Origin of the sequence: Sandaracinobacteroides sayramensis (assembly GCF_022014495.1) — a bacterium.
Taxonomy (GTDB): Bacteria; Pseudomonadota; Alphaproteobacteria; order Sphingomonadales; family Sphingomonadaceae; genus Sandaracinobacteroides; species Sandaracinobacteroides sayramense.
In genome coordinates this window covers 142,277-161,637 of the sequence record NZ_JAKLSQ010000019.1, presented here as the reverse complement: position 1 = coordinate 161,637, position 19,361 = coordinate 142,277, and the positions used below count along the sequence as shown (strand labels likewise).

Genomic DNA, 19,361 nt, shown 5'->3' with positions numbered 1-19,361 from the left:
GGCGGTGGAGTAAGAAAGCTGGACCCCGGGTCGAACCCGGGGTGACGGGGGCGGGCGGGTTGCGGCCGATGCTACCAGTCGACCTTGTCGCCGGGCTTCAGGCCGATGCGGGCGGCTTCGCCGCCCTTCAGTTCCAGCACCGCCGCGACCGGGCCGATGGAGGAAAGCGTCGCGCGGGAGTGCGGCACCGCCTCCGCCGCGATGTTGCGCACCTTGCGGTCGGCGCCGATGAACACCAGGTCCAGCGGGATCAGCGTGTTCTCCATCCAGAAGCCGGCCTCGCGCGGCGGGCTCATCGGGAAGAGCATGCCCGTTTCCGGGGCCATCTTCGTCCGGAACATCATCCCGTGCGCCTGCTGCGCCGCCGTCGCCGCCACCTCCACCCGATAGCGGTGCGTCCTGCCGTTGCCGGTGGTGATCGAAAGCGGAATGACCTTGAGGCCGGTCTGCGGCTTTCCGGCCTCCAGGTTGGGGCGGGCGGCGAGCGGGGCCGGGGCCAGTGGCCCGGCTGCCAGCAGCAGCAGGCTAGAGAGAGGGAGGAACCGCCGCGCGAACGACGACCGCGAGCGCGCCGCGCGGGCCGTCGTGGATCCGGGCCTCGACGGACTGGCCGGGCAGGAGGTTTTCGAAACCGCCGCGGCGGACCGTTTCCATATGGATGAAAGCCTGTGTGACACCGTCGTTCCTCAGCAGGAAGCCATAGCCCTTGGCGCGGTTGAACCAGCGCACCTGAACGGCTTCGAAATCGCCGGCTTCCGCCAGAAAGTCCAGCGGCTCGACGCGATGCGCGCTGCGTTCCGCCGAGCGATCGGGGTCGGGGCCGATGGCGGAGCTGAGGTCCAGTTCGAGGATGGAGACGGCCTGCCGCCCGCGCGCGCCTTCCCGCGCGGTGAGCGTGACCCGCGCGCCTTCCGGCAGCGACTTGCGCCCCATCTGCCCGAGAAGATTGTAATGCACCAGGATATCGCCGCCGCCGTCGTCCGGCGTGATGAAGCCATAGCCCTTCACCGCGTCAAACCACTTCACGCGGCCCGCGAGCGTTTCGCCTTCCGTGTCGCGAACCTCCGGCTGGGTGATTTCCTCCTCACCACTGCGCGGCTTTCGCGGCTCCAATCCCCCATCCATTGGTGGCCTGCTTGTGCCTTCTTCTCAAGCCCGGCATCCGACCGCCCGGCTTTCTTTGCAACCCTGCGCACGCTAACACAGATGCATAGGCGTGCAAGAACTAGTATTTTACAAAAATGTCATGAAAGTGACAAGCTAATGGGATTCCACGACGACGTGCCGGGCGGATTTCAAGGTGAAATCGCCGTTGCAGCCCCGATCGAACGGGTCTGGGCGGCGCTGAACGCCCCTGAAGTGGTGGCGCGCTGCCTTCGAGAAGTGGCCGGGGCGGATGCCGGCGCGGGGCTGAAGGCGGAAGCCGGCGACCGGCTGGCCGGGACTCTGGTCGCGCACATCGGCCCCGTGGAGGCGCCGCTCGACGTGGTGGTGGAATGGACGGAGCGGCAGCCTTCGCGCCGCTGCCGGCTTCTGGCGCAGGGAGACGCCGGGCTTCTGGGCTCTGCCCGGGCGGCCGTCGAGGTGACGCTGGCGGACGGGCCGGCGGGCGGCACCGCCCTTTCCTGGCGAGTGCGGCCGGAGCGGTCCGGGGCGCTGGCGCAACTGGACGCAGGGCTGGTGGAAGGCCTGGCGCGCGGCCTTGCCGAGCGCGTCTTCCTTGCGCTGGGCGCGGAGGCGGAAACGCCGATCCCCCCGCCGGAAGCCGAGCCGAAGGAGGCGCTGCTGGAAGCGCCGCCGGTTCCACACACCCCCGACGCGGCCGATATTCGCGCGGCCGTCGTGGCGGCGGCGGCGGAAGCGGCGGTCTCGCCGGCGCGCGGGCTGCCGCCGCTCGTCTGGATCGGCGGGCTGGTGCTGCTGGTGATCGCCAGCCTGGCGTTGCTGCTGGGCTGACCGCGACAGCCAATGCCGGCGGCAGAGGCAGGCATCGCCAATTATCTTCCCGCATCATCAATCCGCATGATGACGGGTTTCGCAAGCCCGCTCATGACCATGGCCCTGGTCCATTCGATTGAACGGGGAGTGAAATCATGCGTCAGTGCCTGTCCGGAGGCATGTTTCTGAGGCTGATGGCCCTGGCCGCTCTTTTCGCGAGCGCCGCGGGGGCGGAGGCGGCGTCCCGGCCGAAGGAGGCGCCGGGCAAGACCGTCATCACCATGACTTTCCCGGCCAGCATCAGCGATCGGGCCCGAGCCCATATCGCCGACCGCTACGAGGAGGCGACACTGCTGCGCGCGCCGGGCTGCGGGTCATTCACGGGCTGCGAGACGCTGGAAGGCGCATTGGAACAGACCTTCGTGAAAAGCGCCTATTGGGCGCCCTACATCGTCGAGGAAATGAAGATCGCGGCGCCGGAGATCGTCATCGAGCTCGTTCCGGGACATCTCGACCTGCTGCCGGGCGGGCGGGTCGGCTATGCCGGGCTTCCGGGGGCGCCGGGCTCCGTCGCGGTGGATTTCATCACCCACGTGCGCGGCATGACCAGCGGCGGATGGTGGTATGAGCCGACCACTTTCGCCATCCGCGCCTATCCGATGTTCCTAGTGCAGCGCGTCGAGGCCGGAGAGAAGCGCCGGCTCCTGGCCGCTTCGGAAACGCTCGGCCTTGCATCCCCCGGAGTCAGTTCCGGCGCGCTGGTGGTCGACATCGCCGAAATGCCGCGCAAATCGCTGGCCGCAACTTCGACCATCGCGGCGAAGCAGGCCAAGATGAGCAAGGCGGAGTGGGCGCAGTTCACGACGCTCACGCCGGCGGAGTTTGCCCGCCAGACGAAGCTTCTGGACCGGCATGTGGTGGCGCTGGCAACGGTGGTGCGGAAAGCCGTGGCGCAGGATCCGGCCGCCGCCGATGCCGCCTTCCTTGCGGCATTGGGCCTTCGGAACGAGGATGTCGCCGAATCGCAGCGGCATCTGATCCCGTCGATGCGGGCTGCCGAGGCCATGTTCATCGCGCAGCAGACGGACGCGCTTGCCGCGCATCTGATCGAGGGCGAGGCGGGGCGGGCCACGCGGGATATGCTGCTGTCCGAGCGCGAATATCTTGCCCAGCTCATCAGCAACAGCAACCGCATGATACTTGCGGGCTTCCTGACCGCCGGCACGACGATGGCAAGTGGCGGCAACCAGATGAGCGCCCAGCAGAGCATCCTCAACCAGAGCGTGAGGCTGGAAGCCGCCTCGGCCGAGTCCGGGCAGACCCGCAACGCCGCCTTCATCCCGGTGCTGCGCGAGCAGATGCTGGTGGTGGGAGCGGGCGCGAGCCAGCAGCAGTCGATCACCGCTTCGACCCTGGAAGAGCTGCGCGGCAAGTTCCGCGAACTTTTGACGAAGGGTTGAGACATGCGCCGTGCTTTCCCTTGCCTGATGATCGCCGCCGCCTTGTGCGCCATGGCCGCCGGCGCGCCTGCCGTTGCGGTGGTCTTGCCCAATATCCAGCCTCCGCAGCGGCCGGGCGCCCCGATTCCGGTTCCCGGCGTATCGAGCGAGGAACTCGCCAGGCAGATGGAAGAGTGCGAGAAGCTGATGCGTGAGAGCGGGCAGCCCAACTGCTTGCCCGGACGCCGTTTCGGTGTTCCTCCGGAGCGTAATTCGTCGATCATCTACGATACGCTGAAAAAAGGCGCCGACAGGTTGCAGGAGGCTGTGGAGGAAGCCGTGGAAGCCATCTCTCCGCAAAGCCCCGCGCCGGTGCCCGGCGGCGAAGATCCGGTCGGGTCGATCCTGAACCAGCAATTGTCCCGGGCGGCGACCCAGCGGCAGGCCGCGCAGCAGCTCCAGCCCGGCGCCTTGCAGGCGAGCATGGCGCAGGCGATCGCCGTAGGCGCGCGGGAGGCGACGCGGATTTCCGCCACCGCCAGCAGCCTCAGCATGGAGGTGGTGCGGGACAATGTGTCGACGCTGAACGCCGCGCAGCAGGCGCGGATGGTGGCGCAATCCAGGCCGCAAATGACGGGCAGCGCGGGCTGCTATGGCGGGACAAGCCCCAATGGCAATCCGATGCCCTGCACGGTGACGGAAAGCCGGCCACAGTCAACGGGCGGCTCCGCCATCCCGCAAGCGCCCGCCGCTCGGCTGCAGCCGCCGCCGAGCAACTGTCATATGGGTCGCCGTCCGGATGGAAGCATCTGCGCGGTAAGATGACGGCTCGCGTCAATCCCTCGGCCCGATCCTTTCCGCAGCCCCAGGTTGAGAACCCATGGACGTAATGGATATATTTGCGTCACCCCGGGTCAAGCCCGGGGTGACGAAGGGGAACTGGGAGACCCCAAACTAGTGCTGCGGTTCCGCCATCAGTTCCACCAGCACGCCACCCATGTCCTTGGGGTGGACGAAGATGACCGGGACGCCGTGCGCGCCGATGCGCGGCTCGCCGCCGCGCAGCACGGTGGCGCCTTTCGAGAGCATATAATCCCGCGCCGCAAGGATGTCGGGCACTTCGAAGCAGATATGGTGCTGGCCGCCCTTGGGGCTTTTCGCCAAGAAACCATGCACCGGGCTGTCGGCCCCCAGCGGCTCGATCAGTTCGATCTGGCTGTTGGGCAGGTCGACGAAGCAGACGCGCACGCCCTGTTCCGGCAGGTCGAAGGGCTCGCCGATGCGGGTGGCGCCGAGCAGGTCGCGGTAGAGCGTCAGGCTTTCCTCGATGGAGGGGGTGGCCACGCCGACGTGGTTCAGCTTGCCGATTTGCATGGGGTCAAATCCTGAAATTGTGCGGCCGAGGCCGCCCGGCGCGCGGAATTGCCGAACGGGAAGGCCTGGAAGGGTTGTGCGGATGTCGCATTCGAATCCAACGATTCTTCACGAAGTTTAACCTGTTGACGATAATTCAGAATATCCGGCTTTTGCAACTGCCCGAATTCAATCATTCTGGGCCTGCATTGAGATATCGGGCAGCTATCTATCGCGCTGCGCGGGCCGTAGCATTTCGGCAGGTGCGGGAGCGAGGCAGCCGGAAGATAGCGTTCAGCACATGACGATCCTCTGCCCGGTGCTCGCCTCGCGGCTTGTTGGGCAGGCGCGGTTCGATCGCGCGCCATTCGAGGTAAGTCACGCGAGGCTCCCTAAGCTCCACTCGCTCGAGCGCCGCAATCATCTCATTGCGATCTCGCCGCCTGGCCGCAGCATCCCACTGACCGAAAATGCCGACGTGAAATAGCCGCTCGTTGACGGCCATGCCTGTCAAGCTCGATTCATCCGCTCCTCCATAAACGAGGACTGGCACAGCGGCGCTCCAGCACTAACAGCTATGAGTTCACGACCTAATCCGGCTTCTTGCCTGGGAACCCTTGATTGACTGCGGCGTCGATGAGAGCCTGTCCTCGCTCTGCGTCCTTGGGCACTCCACGCCCTTCGATCAGCATATGTCCGAGCCGATATTTCGCCTCGGCATCGCCAGGGCCTCCCCCGGGATTTGGCACAAGCATGACTTGGCCCGTGCCGCCCAGTCGCACGGCAGGTGAATAGATGCTGGTGTAGTTCGGCCGGTCGTCAGCAGCTTCCGCGTAAAGAGACGCAGCGCGTTGCTCGTTGCGTTCCACGCCCAAACCATATTCATACAGCTGTCCGAGTTCGACCATGGCGCTGCGCTCCCCTAGATCGGCACGGCAATGAAGATGCGGTATCCGCATTGCTTCATCGGCGTAAGTGTAGTGAATGCGCATTTCCCCATTTGCCTCCCTGATGGAGGCCGCCCGAATGCCTTCGAGGTTTTTACAACTGGCAGGCTGTTGAGAGGTTTTGCAGCCTGCTGCCAAGCCAAGAGTCAAAAAAAGCTGTGTCAACTTCATTGTGCTTGACCTTGTTCGAAGAGGTTCAGGTTAAAGCTGCCTCTCGCAAATTCGCTTACAAGCATAAATTTAGCAGGCATAGCTTTCTTTTAAAAGCATTGGAATATCCGACCTTTAAAGGAGATAGAAGTTAATGCTCTAAATTTAGATAAGTTCACAAAAAATTCATGAATTAACGCTTGAAATGACAATTGACTGAAGTCCAAGTCGATGTTGTTCTGCACAGATTGCTCATTGGATGTTTGTGATGAGATTCTGTGGCTGACTGCGCACCCCCCGAAAATCGCGAATATGATCGGAGGCTGGACACGGGCCTTCTGGCTTTCGTTCAACTTCTTGTCTTGAATCAGCTCGCCGCTGATCCCGAACAGATCCTGCATGACCGGGGGGGTGGCGATCGCCCCTTTGGCATGAGCGACATGATCCGAAGCGCCAAGCGCCTGGGGCACAAGGCAAAGAGCCGGACCATATGCGCAGAAGAGCTTCCAGGCCTCCCGCTTCCCGCGGTTGCCAGGGGCAAGGACGATAAGTTCTTCCTGATCGCCAGCGTCGAAAATCAGCCAGAGGGCTTTCGTGCCCTTGTGCAGACCTATGATCGGCGTGAGCCGCAAATCTGGGACAAGGCGGTGCTCGACGCTGCATGGTCCGGGGAACTGCTTCTCCTCACCACACGCGAGCGTCTAGCCGGCAAGAACCGTCGCTTCGACCTCACCTGGTTCCTCCCTTTCATCGTGAAGTATCGGCGTCCCCTTGGTCAGGTGCTGGCGGCATCGTTTGTCATCCAGATCGTTGCACTGCTCAGTCCGATCTTCTTTCAATTGGTGATCGACAAGGTTCTGGTGAATGGAACCATGTCCACACTGGACGTCCTTGCCATCGGCCTGACGGTGATATTCCTTTGGGAAACCGTGTTGACGGGGCTGCGGCAATGGCTTCTGGGGCACACCACAAGCCGAATCGATGTGGAACTGGGGTCGCAACTGTTCCGCCATATGTTGGGGCTGCCTCTCGCCTATTTCGAGACCAGGCGCGTCGGCGACACCGTGGCCCGGATCCGCGAACTCGATCAGATTCGGGAATTCCTGACCGGCCCCGTGCTTTCGACCATGCTCGATCTCCTGTTCACGGTCGTGTTCCTGGCCGTGATGTATCTTTACTCTCCGCAACTGACGCTGATCGTCGCGCTGTCGATTCCACTCTATGCCCTCGTCACCTGGGCCATCGTGCCGCCACTTCGCCACAGGCTGGACGAAAAGTTCGATCGCGGCGCCGATGCGCAGGCTTATCTGGTGGAAAGCGTCACTTCCGTCCGCACCTTGAAGAGCATGGCGGTCGAGCCGCGCATGCGCTCCGATTGGGATCGGAAGCTGGCTGCCTATGTGCAAACCGGGTTCCGCGTCACGAAGCTGGCCGTTTGGGGGGCGGGCGGTGTCGGCCTGATCTCGAAACTCACGACCGTCGCTATCCTCTATTGGGGCGCGAAGCTGGTAATTGCCGGAGAATTGACCGTCGGCGCCCTGGTCGCGTTCAACATGCTCGCCGGCCGCGTCTCCATGCCCATCCTCCGCCTTGCCCAGCTTGCGCAGGACGTTCAGCAGGTCCGCGTGTCCGTGGCCCGCTTGGGCGATGTGCTGAACGCCGTCCCGGAACCGCAGCATAACCCCAACCGATCCAGCCTGCCGGCGATACGCGGAGAAATCAGGTTCGAGCGGGTCAGGTTCCGATATGCCCCGGATTCGCCTGAAGTACTTGCCGGAATCGATATCGACATCCGCGCCGGAGAAATTCTGGGCATTGTGGGGCCGTCGGGCTCGGGCAAGTCCACTCTGGCGAGCCTCGTCCAGCGACTGCATGTGCCCACACAGGGGCGCGTGCTCGTCGATGGTGTGGACCTAAGCCTCGTCGATCCGGCCTGGCTTCGCCGGCAAGTGGGAACCGTTCTGCAGGAAAACGAGCTTCTCAACCGTTCCGTGCGCGACAACATAGCCCTGGGTCATCCCACTGCACCGATGGAGGCCGTCATCCGCGCAGCGCAACTTGCGGGAGCGCATGAGTTCATACTCGAACTGCCGTTCGGCTACGACACGCCCATTGAGGAGCGGGGGCGCAATCTCTCGGGCGGGCAACGGCAGCGGATCGCCATCGCCCGCGCGCTTCTGGGCGATCCGCGGATATTGATCTTCGACGAGGCGACCTCGGCTCTCGATGCCGAAAGTGAGGAGATCGTCCAGAAGAATCTGCGCGCCATCGCCCGCAACAGGACGGTCATCATCATCGCACATCGGCTCTCGGCCGTGCGAGACGCGCACCGGATAATCACTGTCGAACGCGGGCTGGTGACCGAGCAGGGAACCCATGCCGAACTTCTGGCGGCCGGCGGCCGCTATGCCGACCTGCATCGCCGGCAGATGGGCTGGATTCATGATTGAGACGCTGGAGCGCCACTGGCACGTGCTCCGGGCGTCATGGGCGCTCGATCGGCAGGACGCGAGAAGCCGGCGAAGGCTGAAGGAGACGGAATTCCTGCCGGCGGCGCTGGAAATCATCGAGACTCCGGCCTCTCCCCTGGGACGGGTAATATTGTGGGCTCTCATCGCCCTGCTTGGCGTGGCGCTTGTCTGGAGCATCGTTGGCAAGCTCGATGTGGTGGCCGTGGCACCCGGCAAGATCGTCCCCTCGGATCGGGTGAAGGTGATCCAGCCAAGCGAGCTTGGCGTCGTTCGGGCCATCCATGTGCGCGACGGCCAGCGCGTACAGGCCGGGCAACTGCTGGTCGAGCTCGATCCGACGATGACCGGGGCGGATGACGCCCAGGCGGCGCGAGGCCTGATGGTCGCTGCCGTCGACCGCGCCAGGGCGCGAGCGCTGCTGGCGCATGTGGAGGGGCGCAAATCCGAAATCGCCTTTCCCGCCGATACACCGGCAGACGTTCAGGCGGCCCAGCGCGCATTGGTGCGCATGCAGATCTCCGAATATGAAGCGCGCCGGTCGGCGCTGATCCAGCAGCGTTACGAGCATGAAGCGGAGCGCGAGGCCGCCCGGGCCGAACGGGCGAAGATGGCGGAGACGTTGCCGCTGCTGGACCAGCAGGTGGAGGCGCACCGGCAGTTGGTGGCCAAGGGCTTCGGCTCTCGCCTGAAGCTCCTGCAGATCCAGGAGGAGCAGCTTGAGCGGCGGCGCAACATCGAGGTGCATGCGGCGGCCGTGGCGCGATCCTCGGCTGCGGTCGGGCGGATCGATCGCGAGCTTTCGCAGCTTCGCGCGGAGTTTTCCCGGGAAGCGGCCCAGGCGCTGGTGGAAGCGCAGGACAACATGTCGCTGCGAGGCGAAGAGATCACGAAGACCCAGCGCCGCCGGGCGCTTCAGCGATTGACCGCGCCGGTCGACGGCACTGTGCAGCAGCTTTCCGTCCACACGCTTGGCGGCGTGGTGCAGCCGGCCCAGCAATTGCTGGTGGTGGTTCCGGAAAGCGGAGGTCTGCATGTGGAATCGAAGTTATTGAACAAGGACATTGGATTCGTGCGCGGGGGGCAACCTGTGCGTATCAAGGTGGAAGCGTTTCCCTACACGGAATATGGTGTCGTCGAGGGCGTTGTCTCGCATGTGGGGCGTGACGCGGAGACCGACGAGAAGCTGGGCCTGGTGTACCCGGTTCGCATAGCGATCCGCGACGGCGGCTCAGGCGCTATCCTGCTACGGCAGCTTATTCCCGGCATGGCGGTTCAGGCGGAAGTGGTGACCGACAGGCGTCGAGTGATCGACTATCTGCTCAGCCCGATTGAACGAACTGTCGGCACCGCGGGGAGGGAGCGGTGAAACAGAAAATTGCTATTCTGCTCTGTGGTGATTGGCGCCGCTTACATTCTGCGTTTCTTTCACATGCAGTGGAGCCGCAGGCGGCAGGCGTCATTATCAAGAAGGGGTTTTGAGATGAGCTATATTGGCCGAGAGACTCGTCGCTTGCTCCAAAACACAGCGGCGCAGTGGATATCATTAGGGAAGGCGATGGATGGCCCCGGCTGTAACGCATTTGTTCATGCGGGCGCGGTAGCTCAGATCACGCGGCAAAAATATATTAATTATTACACAACTAGAAAAAGCCAAAAAAATATACGACTGCCTAGAAGAAATATCTTACTGAGATTATTTATATATGTATTATTAATTTCATTAATAATATTCATAAGTAGCAACGCTATATTTGCTTCTTCGTATCCGCAAATTGGACCAGAAGCGGTTATGAATCAATATGTTATCGACGATAGATGCCATGAAAAAATAATGTCAGAAAGTGAAATTAGTCACTTTGAGCACATCGGATTCAGGGATAATAATAGATCAATTCTTGATCCAGATTGCGTGAAAGAGTCATCAAATTTCAAAAACCCTGAGCTAAATTGGTATGTGCATACGGCAAGGCAATTTGCAGCAGCTGGGTGGATCGCTCCATATAAAGACATACCAAAAAACGCGCTACAATCCCCCTACTTTGAGGTGTCATTTCTCTCGGGATTGATACTCTGGCGCAGGGGTGACACTGTAATGGCCGGAAAATATATTTTTCGATCTGTTGAGCTCGGGTTCAGTGATGCGATTACAGTCTTAGAGACTGTCGGAAACAGTAAAGCAAATTACTGATTATATATGTAAATGACATAGTCATTAGGCAATAGGGGGGGGCTGGGTGCGGGACGCCTTATACTAGAAGCAACTCGCGCGCTCAATAACACCCAGGCCGCTGTTGGCGGCAGGGTGTGCATTATAGGCGTGGCGGTGTGGGCGGAAGTGGTGACCGACAGACGTCGGGTGATCGACTATCTGCTCAGCCCGATTGAACGAACTGTCGGCACCGCGGGGAGGGAACGATGGCAATAAATCTGAGATCAAAGAGAACAATAATTTCCACTATTGTCCTTTTTATGGGAATTGGAATCGGAATTCTGATCTATTTAAAAACTTATCATAATAATTATCGTCCTATTTCCATAATTCATATAAAATTATTAGAACAAAGAAAAAACAAAATTGGAGAATGTAAATATATTAATCTTTCGATTGACTGCACGCAAATAGATAGTCCGCCTCAAGCTGTATTGGATTCAATCATATTTGCCGGTTTCCCTTCTAGTACAATTGCCGGATACAATTGTGAATCGACCATATGTCTAGATAATGACGAAGGTAGTTTTGCAATATTTGACAGAGATGGGCAGATTTTGCCCAATAGATTCAAATTTACTGACATATCAATAGTGCGATTTAGTAATGAGAGGTACATGTTGGTGGGTTATTGGAAGCCTTTTTCAATAACATACTATACTTGTATTATTGAGTTTGGCTTTAATGATGTCATAGATGCTGTAAATTATTGTCAATCTATTTCAAAGGGTTTTGAAAATGACTACCATAAGATTAATTCTTAGTTAGCATTATTTGGAGCGCGTGATAGCAAATATTCATAGTGCCTCATTTGCGAGGAGGGGCAATCGGTACGCATTGGCAGAGAAGTTACTGGAAATTGCGTTAGATCCACACCGGATCTGTATAACAAAATGGCCAAGCTTCATAAGAAAGGAAAGTGGCATTGTGAAAAAATTATCTATAATATTAGTTTTTAACTTGTTGCTAACTTTTCAAGCTGAAGCCCGATCAGAATTTTCTAAACAGGAAGAATACAAAAGAATAAACACTGAAATTATAGATTACCTACAATCAGTAGGATACTGCCCACTTGGTAGTTGTGATATTTCTATTATGCCTCCAACATCTCTATCGAATTTTGAATTAATCGATCACTTTCAAGGTAAGGAAGATTCTCCAAATTTTCTTTATGCACAAATAGCAAATGCAAGAATTGGGGAAGACGATTTGTCGAGAATTTGCGAAAAGAATATTAATAAATATAAAGATATTCTATGTAAAATTTCAAAGAAAAATTATAAATACAAAGAAAATAGTAGATGTGCAACCAATATTGTTTCCATAATTTGGACAATAGATGCTCTTGGTGCTGACAAGGTGGACGTGAGTTCAATTCCAGAAATTGAAATTAATGATTCATATTCTGAGTGGCGGCAAAAGTTATTTGGAAAATTCTGCCCAGGTGCCGTTGATAGTATACAAAAACTTTTAGAAAGCATTCCATCTTTTCAGATGTTATATTATTATATGAAATACACGGATAAAAAATATAATAGAATATCTGATAAAACTTCTTCACTTTCAGAATATGTATTTATATCTCTTTCTTCAATGAACTATAAAAATATAATTAAAAGTGCAGAATTTTTATCAGATATATCAAATCAAAAATCCAATTATTATGATATTGGAGATGAAAAATGACAAATGTTTCTGTCTCAACGGACCCTAGCGGAAATACATTTGTGGTAACTCCATCAAGTGGGTCTACTCCATATATGTTCTTTGATCTTCCTCGAGGACAATATAGATCAATAGCACCACAACTTTCATCAATAATATCAAATTACTTTAACAGATCTGAATTTTCTGCAAATCCATATAAATCTATGTTCCAAAGTTTAAGCAATTCTAATAATAGTGTTCACTATTCGTTCCTATATGATCCGGGTGCAAAATTTGTTGCGACTGTAGATTATAAGAGAAATTCTTCTGACTATTCTGCTCTAGTAATAAAATCTGGAAAGCCAATATATGTAAACGTTAATCTTGCAAAATTATTGAACACAGATGGCTCGATAAATGTTTCTATAATGAATCAGATATTGGGTCACGAGCCAGGTCATGCGTTGTTTGGACTGGGTGCGCACAGAATTGCTTTTGATAAATCGGTTGTAGTTAATTCGTCCATTCTAATGGGGGATGAGTTATACAGAAGGGATGCTGAGCTCGCATTCTTGTATGGAGATGATATACTCAAGGGTGATGGATCGTGGCTTCGTCAATCGGCTGGTCAAACTCCTTCAGACGCGCAGCAATACAAGCAAGAGTTCTTGAAGGGTCGATCTGAGCAACTAGAAAGATCAAAGGCGCGAACTTCTGGTACTCCATCGCACATTAATGCTAATGATGAGCAGTTATCTATTCCGTTTTTTGATAATAGAGCGGATATGGCTAGTAGGGCTGTAGGATCATTACTTTCTAGTTATCTTGTGAAGGGCAATCCAATTGGAGTTGCGGCTCTAGGTTCTGTACTTTCCACAATAACTCAAAATTTATCTCAAGTTGTGGTTGCAGGAGGTTTCAATCGTCCTATTGCATCAACTAGGGGTACTGTGGAAAATGTTCTAGATGATCTAGGTTCAGAATTTATTAATAATTTACGAGCTGCTGCAGCTGGAACTATTTCGTCGCTTTTAACGTTGGAACTGGGGAGAGTTCTAGGCACTACAGGATTTGGTGGAGAGTTGTTATCAGTTTCGAGTGCAAGCGTAGTGCAGTTTGCTGCTGACAACATTTTGGCTGGAAAAGGTGTGTTCCAGGGGTTGTCCCAGTCTGGTTTGTTTAAAGCTGCAGATGTGAATCCGATGAATGGGTTTTCTAGCCCAGGTATGATGACATCAGCAATATCTTCCTTCCTGGGCGCCAAATTGGGATCGCTTGTTGTATCCCCGGTAACACAGGAGGGTGCTCTATTTTCTGCTTTGGGCTCTACCGTGGGGAGCATCTATGGCGGTGCGATTACGGCAGCAATATTCGGAAAGATGTTAGGGGCCGCCACCAACTTTTTGGCCCCAGGAGTAGGCGCTTTTGTGGGGTTTGTCGCGGGCACCTTGCTCGGAAAGCTCTTTTTTGGCTCTCCTCCCAAACCTTGGGCCGCTGCTGAAATCTCCCTCAACCTCGGTACCGGCTTCTGGGACATGGGGGCGGTCTATGCCAAGCATGGCGGCAACAAGGATATCGTCACCAGTATGGCGCTGTCCGCGCGGGACACGATCAACGGCGTGATCGCCATGGTCGGCGGGCGCGAGGATATCGTCGGCGTCGCCAACCCCACACCCGAGAAGCACAAGTATCGCTGGGATCAAGCGCAGCGCGATTATGAGATGCACGAGCTGGTCGGCAGCACGTTCGTCAAGCGCTACGACGGCAAGGACGCTAGCGCCGCGGTCGATATTGGGGTGTTGCTGGGAATCCGCGACACGCTGATCATGGGCGGCGATATATTCATGAAGCGCGCCATCCTCAACTATCTGCCGCAAGGCGTGCTGCCCACGGCCGAAAAAGACATCATCACCCTGCTGGGCAATTTGCAGATCGCCGAGGATTTCGGCCGCTACATGCGCGATCCCGAGCCGATCAACCGGCTGATCGCCGCCAACCCCAATTCCGCCTTCACCGCCGCCTGGGCCATCACCCTGCTGCGCGCCGAAGAGCTGCAACTCAATCGCTACCAGAAAAGCGACTTCTATGGTGGCCTGGCCGGCTTCATCCAGTCCGGCCATCAGCCGAACGAAATCCCCAGGTATGAGGACTATAGCTTCTACAGGGATGACGGCTGGTGGTTGGATGGCCCGAACATGGGCTTCATGCCCGGTGCCTATTATGGCAGCCTTTTCTTCGCGAATGCGGATATTCCCAGGATCGGCTACACGCAAGCTTGGTCGCTTGCGCCGAATGCAACAGCAGGCAATGATCTGTTTGAGTTGCATAGCCTGACAAATTTCTATGGCCAGAATCCGACTCTGGATGCCGCCGCCGGCGACGATATCGTGATCGGGACCGAAGGGCATGACACCGTATATGGCTCGGCCGGCATGGACTGGCTGGACGGATTGAGCGGCAACGACAAGCTTTTCGGTGGATCAGGAAACGACGTGCTTCTGGGCCGCGCGGGCGCCGACAATCTGGATGGGGGGGATGGAGACGATTATCTCTCCGGCGGAGATGGAGACGATTATTTCACCGGAAACACCTCGAACCGCCTGGGCGGCGGCCTTTGGGGTGGGAACGGTAACGATACGTTGGTCGGCGGATGGGGGCAGGATTTCCTGAACGGCGAGAATGGCGACGACCTGCTGATCGCCACGGACGATGTGAGCACGGACTATTATTCCGGCGAAAACGGCAACGATACGCTGAGCTTCGAACGCTATAATTATGGAGTCTATTTGAATTTGAACAGCGGGCGCGGAACGGCCTGGGATCCGGAGATCAGAGTAATTGGCGGAAACTATATCTGGTCTGTCGAGAATCTGACGGGCACGGCCTATGCCGATCAAATATATGGGGATGAAATCGGAAACATTCTGAAAGGACTGGCGGGAGACGACCAACTCCATGGCCTCGATGGCGACGATATACTGGAAGGCGGGGCCGGTGCGGACACGCTGTATGGCGGCTATGGCGTCGATACGGCAAGCTACGCCGGTTCGGCGTCCGGCGTGTCGGTCGATCTCGGATCGCGAGTGGCGTTTGGCGGCGATGCCTCGGGAGACGTTTTCTGGAGCATCGAGAACCTTATCGGATCGCGCTTCGGAGACGTGCTGGCTGGCGATCATTTCGACAATCGCCTGCAAGGTGGAGGCGGTGACGACCTGTTGATTGCCTCGAGCGGAAACGACTGGCTTCAAGGTGGCGACGGGTTCGACGCCATCGACTTCTCGGCGGCAACCGCCGCGGTGATATTCAGCGCGCCGATGTCGTGGACAGTCTCCGGATGGGGAACCGGCATCCACGACAATACGATCGAAAAGCTCATTGGCTCCAACCACGCCGATATCCTGCGGATGGGCGCGGGCGACCATGAGCTCGAGGGCGGAGCAGGCAATGACCAGCTCTATGGCGGCGATGGGCATGACACCTACATCTTCGCGCCGGGCCACGGCTCGGATGCGATCATCGACACGGCCGCCGGCAACAATGTCATCCGCTTCGACGGGATGAACTGGCGAGACCTGCGGTTCAGCGGCTATCAGCCTTACGGTGGCGCAAACCTGACGATCACGACACTCGGTGGAGCGGGAAGCGTGACGGTCAACAATCACTTCCCTTCCCGCAACAGCGACGGAACAATCAAGCGGAACAGCGGCTCGACGGGCGCGATCATCAAGGGCATCGACCTCGGCGGCGCCGGCCTCGTGGAGATCGGCGATCTGGACTATATGCCGACCCAGGGAACGGCGGCAGGCGAAACGCTCACCGGGCTTCGCAACAAGGACGATTTGCTCTTTGCCTATGGCGGCAATGACGTGATCTACACTTCTGGATGGTCGACCGAGAACGAAACGCGCGGCAATGTGGTCTATGCCGGCGATGGTAACGACTATATCTATGCCTCGACTGGAGATGATCAGTATATATTCGAACGCGGCAACGGCATCGACACGCTTGTCGATACGGGCGGACTCGACACGATCATCATGGGCCCGTCCATTGCCGCAGAGGATGTGTCGTTCAGCATCGCGCCGGTCGGCACCGATGGACGAGCAAATCTCGAAATTCTCGTGCGCGATCCCGCCAATCCGGATGGGCCGGTGGTCGACAAGATCATTGTCGTCGATGGCGGCCATCACACGCAAATGGTCTACGAAGGTTACACAAGTTGGGTTAATACTGTAGAATATATTCGCGTTGGTGGTCAGATCATCGATCTTCATAAGATCGATGTTCCCTGGTCAGTCTTGCAAGACTATACGATGCCCCCTGGCGGAGGTATAATTCCGCCTCTTGTTCTTGATCTTGACGGGGATGGCGTCGAACTCCGCTCGGTGCATGGTTCACGATTGGCGGCTGTCGGCGCTGACGGAATCGTCTATCGAACAGGTTGGGTCGGACCGGATGACGGCATTCTCGCGCTGGATCGGAATGGCGACGGCAAGATCGACCGCCAATCGGAGATTTCGTTCGCCAAGGATATCGAAGGCGCCAAGACCGACCTTGAAGGCTTGGCAGCCTATGACTCAAATGGGGATGGAAAACTCTCCGCAGAGGACAAGCTTTGGGGCGAATTCCGAGTTTGGCGCGACATTAATCAGGATGGCCAGAGCTCGGTGCAAGAACTGCTGACGCTGGATGAGGCGGGCGTGAAGTCGATCTCGCTTGAAGGCAGGCCCACAGGTCAAATCGCCGGCTCCGTGGCAGATTCTGCCATCGTCGCAACCGCCGCCGTCGAATGGACCGACAAGTCCCGGACGGGCGATGCCTATGATGTCATATTGGCGTTCGAAGCGGTCCGCGCGGACGGCGGAGGCAAAGGGCAGATGGAAGGGCATTATCGGGCCGAGAAGCGCGAGAAGCCGGATTTCACCGACAATCTCTTCGGAACACAAGCGCTCAGCAAAGAGAATGCCGATACGCTCATTGAAAGGCGCAAAGCGTTGGGCCTGGAGGGAGAGGAACTGCTCTTCGGCCGCATCGAAGACGTTCTTGCAGACGAGAGCACGCGAATTGAGAGTGGCGTGTGGCTTACCGACTTGGGGCAAAAGAATGCAGGCCGTGGTGGGTTGAACGGTAATCGACCGGAAGATGCTTCAGCCGACCGTTACAGGACGGATGATTGGACTCTCCGGGGATCCCAGGATGAGCTTATCCGGGCTGAAGGCGAGCGCGCAAAGGCGGCTGCCGATGCGGGCCTGTTCGATTTGGAGGCGACACGCCCGGACGCTTCTCCAGGACTGGAAGGCCATGTTCCAAACGACGCGGAAGCTTATTGGAAGGCAATCGAGGATCGGCAACTAGCCGAGCAGGCTCGATTGGGCACCATGCCGGCAACACCGCTCCCTCCCGGCGGCAAGCTGCCGAAAGGGCCGCTGCTGGGCGATACCTTCCGGCGTCTCTCTTCCGACGAGGAAGGGTTTCAAGAAAAAGGCGCAACAGAATCGCGGACGAGCAACTTCGAGCCAGCTGCGATCAAATCTCGACCCACCGAAACGTCCGTGCCATCCATAACAAGCTCTTCCGGAGCGATTGGAGCGGCCATTGGCCGATCGATCAACCAGTTCGCTGAACAGCAACCGATTGGCGGGACCGCGCGGCTGGATAATGACAGCTACGATTATCTGGCTCATGTCGAAGCCGCCAACTCGATCCTGGTGCATGCAATGGCGGGTTTTGGAGCTTCTTCTCGCATGATGACGACAAATTCGCTGCTTCAATCGGCCGAGCCCGACTATGGGCCATGGATGACTGTTTCGAATCTTCCCTCTGTGCAGCATATGGTGGCAGCAGCATGAGCACCGCATCAAACATTGTCTTTGGGCCAGCGAAGGCTTCCGAGAGAGCGAACATCCAGGCCGGCCAACGCACGGTCGCTCAGGTGCTAGGGGAGATCGTCTGGCTGTTAACGCAAAGTCCCGTCCACAAGACGCTATTCATTTCAGACTTGGAATGGGCGATAATGCCGGCGCTCCTGTTCGAGCAGTTTCGGATTTTCTACAACAATGGGCAGCCAGCAGGCCTCGTGCTGTGGGCGAGTGTATCCGAGCAAACGGAATTGCGCCTGGAGAGTGGCGGTCCAATCCGTCTTCGCCCCGACGAATGGAAATCCGGTGATCGCTTGTGGCTGGTGGAGATGGTGGCGCCGTTTGGCGGACAGGAGGAAATGCTCGCCGACTGTGCCACTGTTGTCTTCGGCGGTAAGCCGTTCAAATATCAGAAGACAAGCACCTCTGGTTCAGAGATCGCGATTCATGAAGCCAAGCCGCAATAGCTTTTGACTGTCGCCTGCCCCATATTGAACGCCCTGGGCAACTCAACAAACCATCATAAAGAGCCTGCTCTACCTCTGACTGGTAACAATCAGAGGAGCATATCAGTCAAGAGCGAGGTGATCCTGAAGCAGGGGCAACCGATCTGGCTCCCTGGAACATATGAAGCGAAAGGCTAGGCATCAGTCCTTGCTTTTCCAACGCTCTTGCAGGTGCATAACTAGCTTGTATTTGCTCGACGCTTCAATGCGCGCAAGAAAAAAGACCCTTGATTCACAAGGGTCTGATAGCCTTTAAGCGACCATTCTGTTTAGGCATCCGTTAGAAGGGAACGTCGTCGTCCATGTCGTCCGGGAAGGAAGAAGCGGGCTTGTTGGCGAAACCGCCCGAACCCCCGCCCGAACCGCCGGACGGAGACTGGCGCGCCGGGGCCGGGCTGCCGTAATCGTCCCCATAGCCTCCGCCGCCGCCATAACCTCCGCCGCCGCTGCCGCCGCCGCTTTCGCGCCGGTCGAGGAGGGCGAGTTCGCCACGGAAGCGGCCCACATAGACTTCCGTCGTGTAGCGGTCGTTGCCGTCGCGGTCCTGCCATTTGCGGGTGCGCAACTGGCCCTCCACATAGACTTTCGAGCCCTTGCGCAGATATTGCTCGGCGACGCGGACGAGATTGTCGTTGTCGAGGACGACGCTGTGCCACTCCGTGCGCTCCTTGCGCTCGTTGGTGGTGCGGTCCGTCCAGCTTTCCGAAGTGGCGATGCGCAGATTGGCGATGCGGCCGCCGCTGGAGAAGCTCTTCACTTCCGGGTCGGCGCCGAGGTTGCCGACCAGTATCACCTTGTTCACGCTGCCCGCCATCGCGGTGTCTCCCGATTCTGAATTGACGT

17 protein-coding genes are annotated in these 19,361 nt (G+C 57.5%); 10 read left to right on the top strand and 7 right to left on the bottom strand.

Annotated elements, in window-relative coordinates; all coding sequences use genetic code 11:
* Positions 1-71 precede the first annotated feature (71 nt).
* The gene (locus L6Q21_RS14235) at positions 72-377 is read right to left on the bottom strand and encodes a DUF192 domain-containing protein (protein WP_237831434.1); all 306 of its coding nucleotides are present in this window, start codon (positions 375-377) and stop codon (positions 72-74) included.
* Positions 378-525: 148 nt separating this feature from the next.
* Entirely contained in the window at positions 526-1,113 is a 588-nt protein-coding gene (locus tag L6Q21_RS18100) for a cold-shock protein (RefSeq protein WP_272492466.1), read from the bottom strand.
* 150 nt (positions 1,114-1,263) lie between these two features.
* Between L6Q21_RS18100 and L6Q21_RS18095 the strand changes: the two genes are divergently transcribed.
* The 3 genes from L6Q21_RS18095 to L6Q21_RS14210 all read left to right on the top strand — a co-directional run bounded on the left by L6Q21_RS18095 (position 1,264) and on the right by L6Q21_RS14210 (position 4,202).
* The gene (locus L6Q21_RS18095) at positions 1,264-1,956 is read left to right on the top strand and encodes a CoxG family protein (protein WP_272492465.1); all 693 of its coding nucleotides are present in this window, start codon (positions 1,264-1,266) and stop codon (positions 1,954-1,956) included.
* Between the two features lie 176 nt (positions 1,957-2,132).
* Positions 2,133-3,398: a hypothetical protein gene (locus L6Q21_RS14215; protein ID WP_237831433.1), complete on the top strand. Its 1,266-nt coding sequence runs from the start codon at positions 2,133-2,135 to the stop codon at positions 3,396-3,398.
* Positions 3,399-3,401: 3 nt separating this feature from the next.
* Positions 3,402-4,202, top strand: a complete 801-nt coding sequence (locus tag L6Q21_RS14210; protein WP_237831432.1) for a hypothetical protein — start codon at positions 3,402-3,404, stop codon at positions 4,200-4,202.
* Between the two features lie 129 nt (positions 4,203-4,331).
* Here the strand turns inward: L6Q21_RS14210 and mce are convergent, their stop codons facing one another.
* From mce to L6Q21_RS14190, 3 genes are all read right to left on the bottom strand, one after another.
* Entirely contained in the window at positions 4,332-4,751 is a 420-nt protein-coding gene (gene mce, locus L6Q21_RS14205) for a methylmalonyl-CoA epimerase (RefSeq protein WP_237831431.1), read from the bottom strand.
* Entirely contained in the window at positions 4,733-4,927 is a 195-nt protein-coding gene (locus L6Q21_RS14200) for a hypothetical protein (RefSeq protein WP_237831481.1), read from the bottom strand. The genes mce and L6Q21_RS14200 overlap by 19 nt, the downstream gene beginning before the upstream one ends.
* Positions 4,928-5,320: 393 nt before the next feature.
* On the bottom strand, positions 5,321-5,848 hold the full coding sequence (locus L6Q21_RS14190; protein WP_237831430.1) for a hypothetical protein: 528 nt from the start codon (positions 5,846-5,848) through the stop codon (positions 5,321-5,323).
* A 257-nt stretch (positions 5,849-6,105) separates the two neighbouring features.
* Between L6Q21_RS14190 and L6Q21_RS14185 the strand changes: the two genes are divergently transcribed.
* The 5 genes from L6Q21_RS14185 to L6Q21_RS14165 all read left to right on the top strand — a co-directional run bounded on the left by L6Q21_RS14185 (position 6,106) and on the right by L6Q21_RS14165 (position 12,193).
* Positions 6,106-8,277: a type I secretion system permease/ATPase gene (locus tag L6Q21_RS14185; RefSeq protein ID WP_336246247.1), complete on the top strand. Its 2,172-nt coding sequence runs from the start codon at positions 6,106-6,108 to the stop codon at positions 8,275-8,277.
* Positions 8,270-9,664 (top strand): HlyD family type I secretion periplasmic adaptor subunit, encoded by a 1,395-nt coding sequence (locus L6Q21_RS14180; protein WP_237831428.1) that lies wholly within the window; start codon positions 8,270-8,272, stop codon positions 9,662-9,664. The genes L6Q21_RS14185 and L6Q21_RS14180 overlap by 8 nt, the downstream gene beginning before the upstream one ends.
* Positions 9,665-9,778: 114 nt before the next feature.
* Entirely contained in the window at positions 9,779-10,486 is a 708-nt protein-coding gene (locus L6Q21_RS14175) for a hypothetical protein (protein ID WP_237831427.1), read from the top strand.
* Positions 10,487-10,713: 227 nt separating this feature from the next.
* A complete protein-coding gene (locus L6Q21_RS14170; RefSeq protein ID WP_237831426.1) occupies positions 10,714-11,271 on the top strand; it encodes a hypothetical protein in 558 nt (185 codons plus the stop codon).
* A 73-nt stretch (positions 11,272-11,344) separates the two neighbouring features.
* On the top strand, positions 11,345-12,193 hold the full coding sequence (locus L6Q21_RS14165; RefSeq protein ID WP_237831425.1) for a hypothetical protein: 849 nt from the start codon (positions 11,345-11,347) through the stop codon (positions 12,191-12,193).
* A gap of 856 nt (positions 12,194-13,049) precedes the next feature.
* Here the strand turns inward: L6Q21_RS14165 and L6Q21_RS14160 are convergent.
* A complete protein-coding gene (locus L6Q21_RS14160) occupies positions 13,050-13,496 on the bottom strand; it encodes a hypothetical protein (protein ID WP_237831424.1) in 447 nt (148 codons plus the stop codon).
* Between the two features lie 37 nt (positions 13,497-13,533).
* Between L6Q21_RS14160 and L6Q21_RS14155 the strand changes: the two genes are divergently transcribed.
* Both L6Q21_RS14155 and L6Q21_RS14150 read left to right on the top strand, forming a co-directional pair.
* Positions 13,534-18,003: a calcium-binding protein gene (locus L6Q21_RS14155; RefSeq protein ID WP_237831423.1), complete on the top strand. Its 4,470-nt coding sequence runs from the start codon at positions 13,534-13,536 to the stop codon at positions 18,001-18,003.
* Complete coding sequence (locus L6Q21_RS14150; RefSeq protein WP_237831422.1) at positions 18,000-18,479, top strand: toxin-activating lysine-acyltransferase; 480 nt, start codon at positions 18,000-18,002, stop codon at positions 18,477-18,479. Before L6Q21_RS14155 ends, L6Q21_RS14150 begins: the two co-directional genes overlap by 4 nt.
* A 319-nt stretch (positions 18,480-18,798) precedes the next feature.
* Here the strand turns inward: L6Q21_RS14150 and ssb are convergent, their stop codons facing one another.
* Positions 18,799-19,332, bottom strand: coding sequence for a single-stranded DNA-binding protein (ssb, locus tag L6Q21_RS14145; RefSeq protein WP_237831421.1), 534 nt, complete (start codon positions 19,330-19,332; stop codon positions 18,799-18,801).
* Positions 19,333-19,361 lie beyond the last annotated feature (29 nt).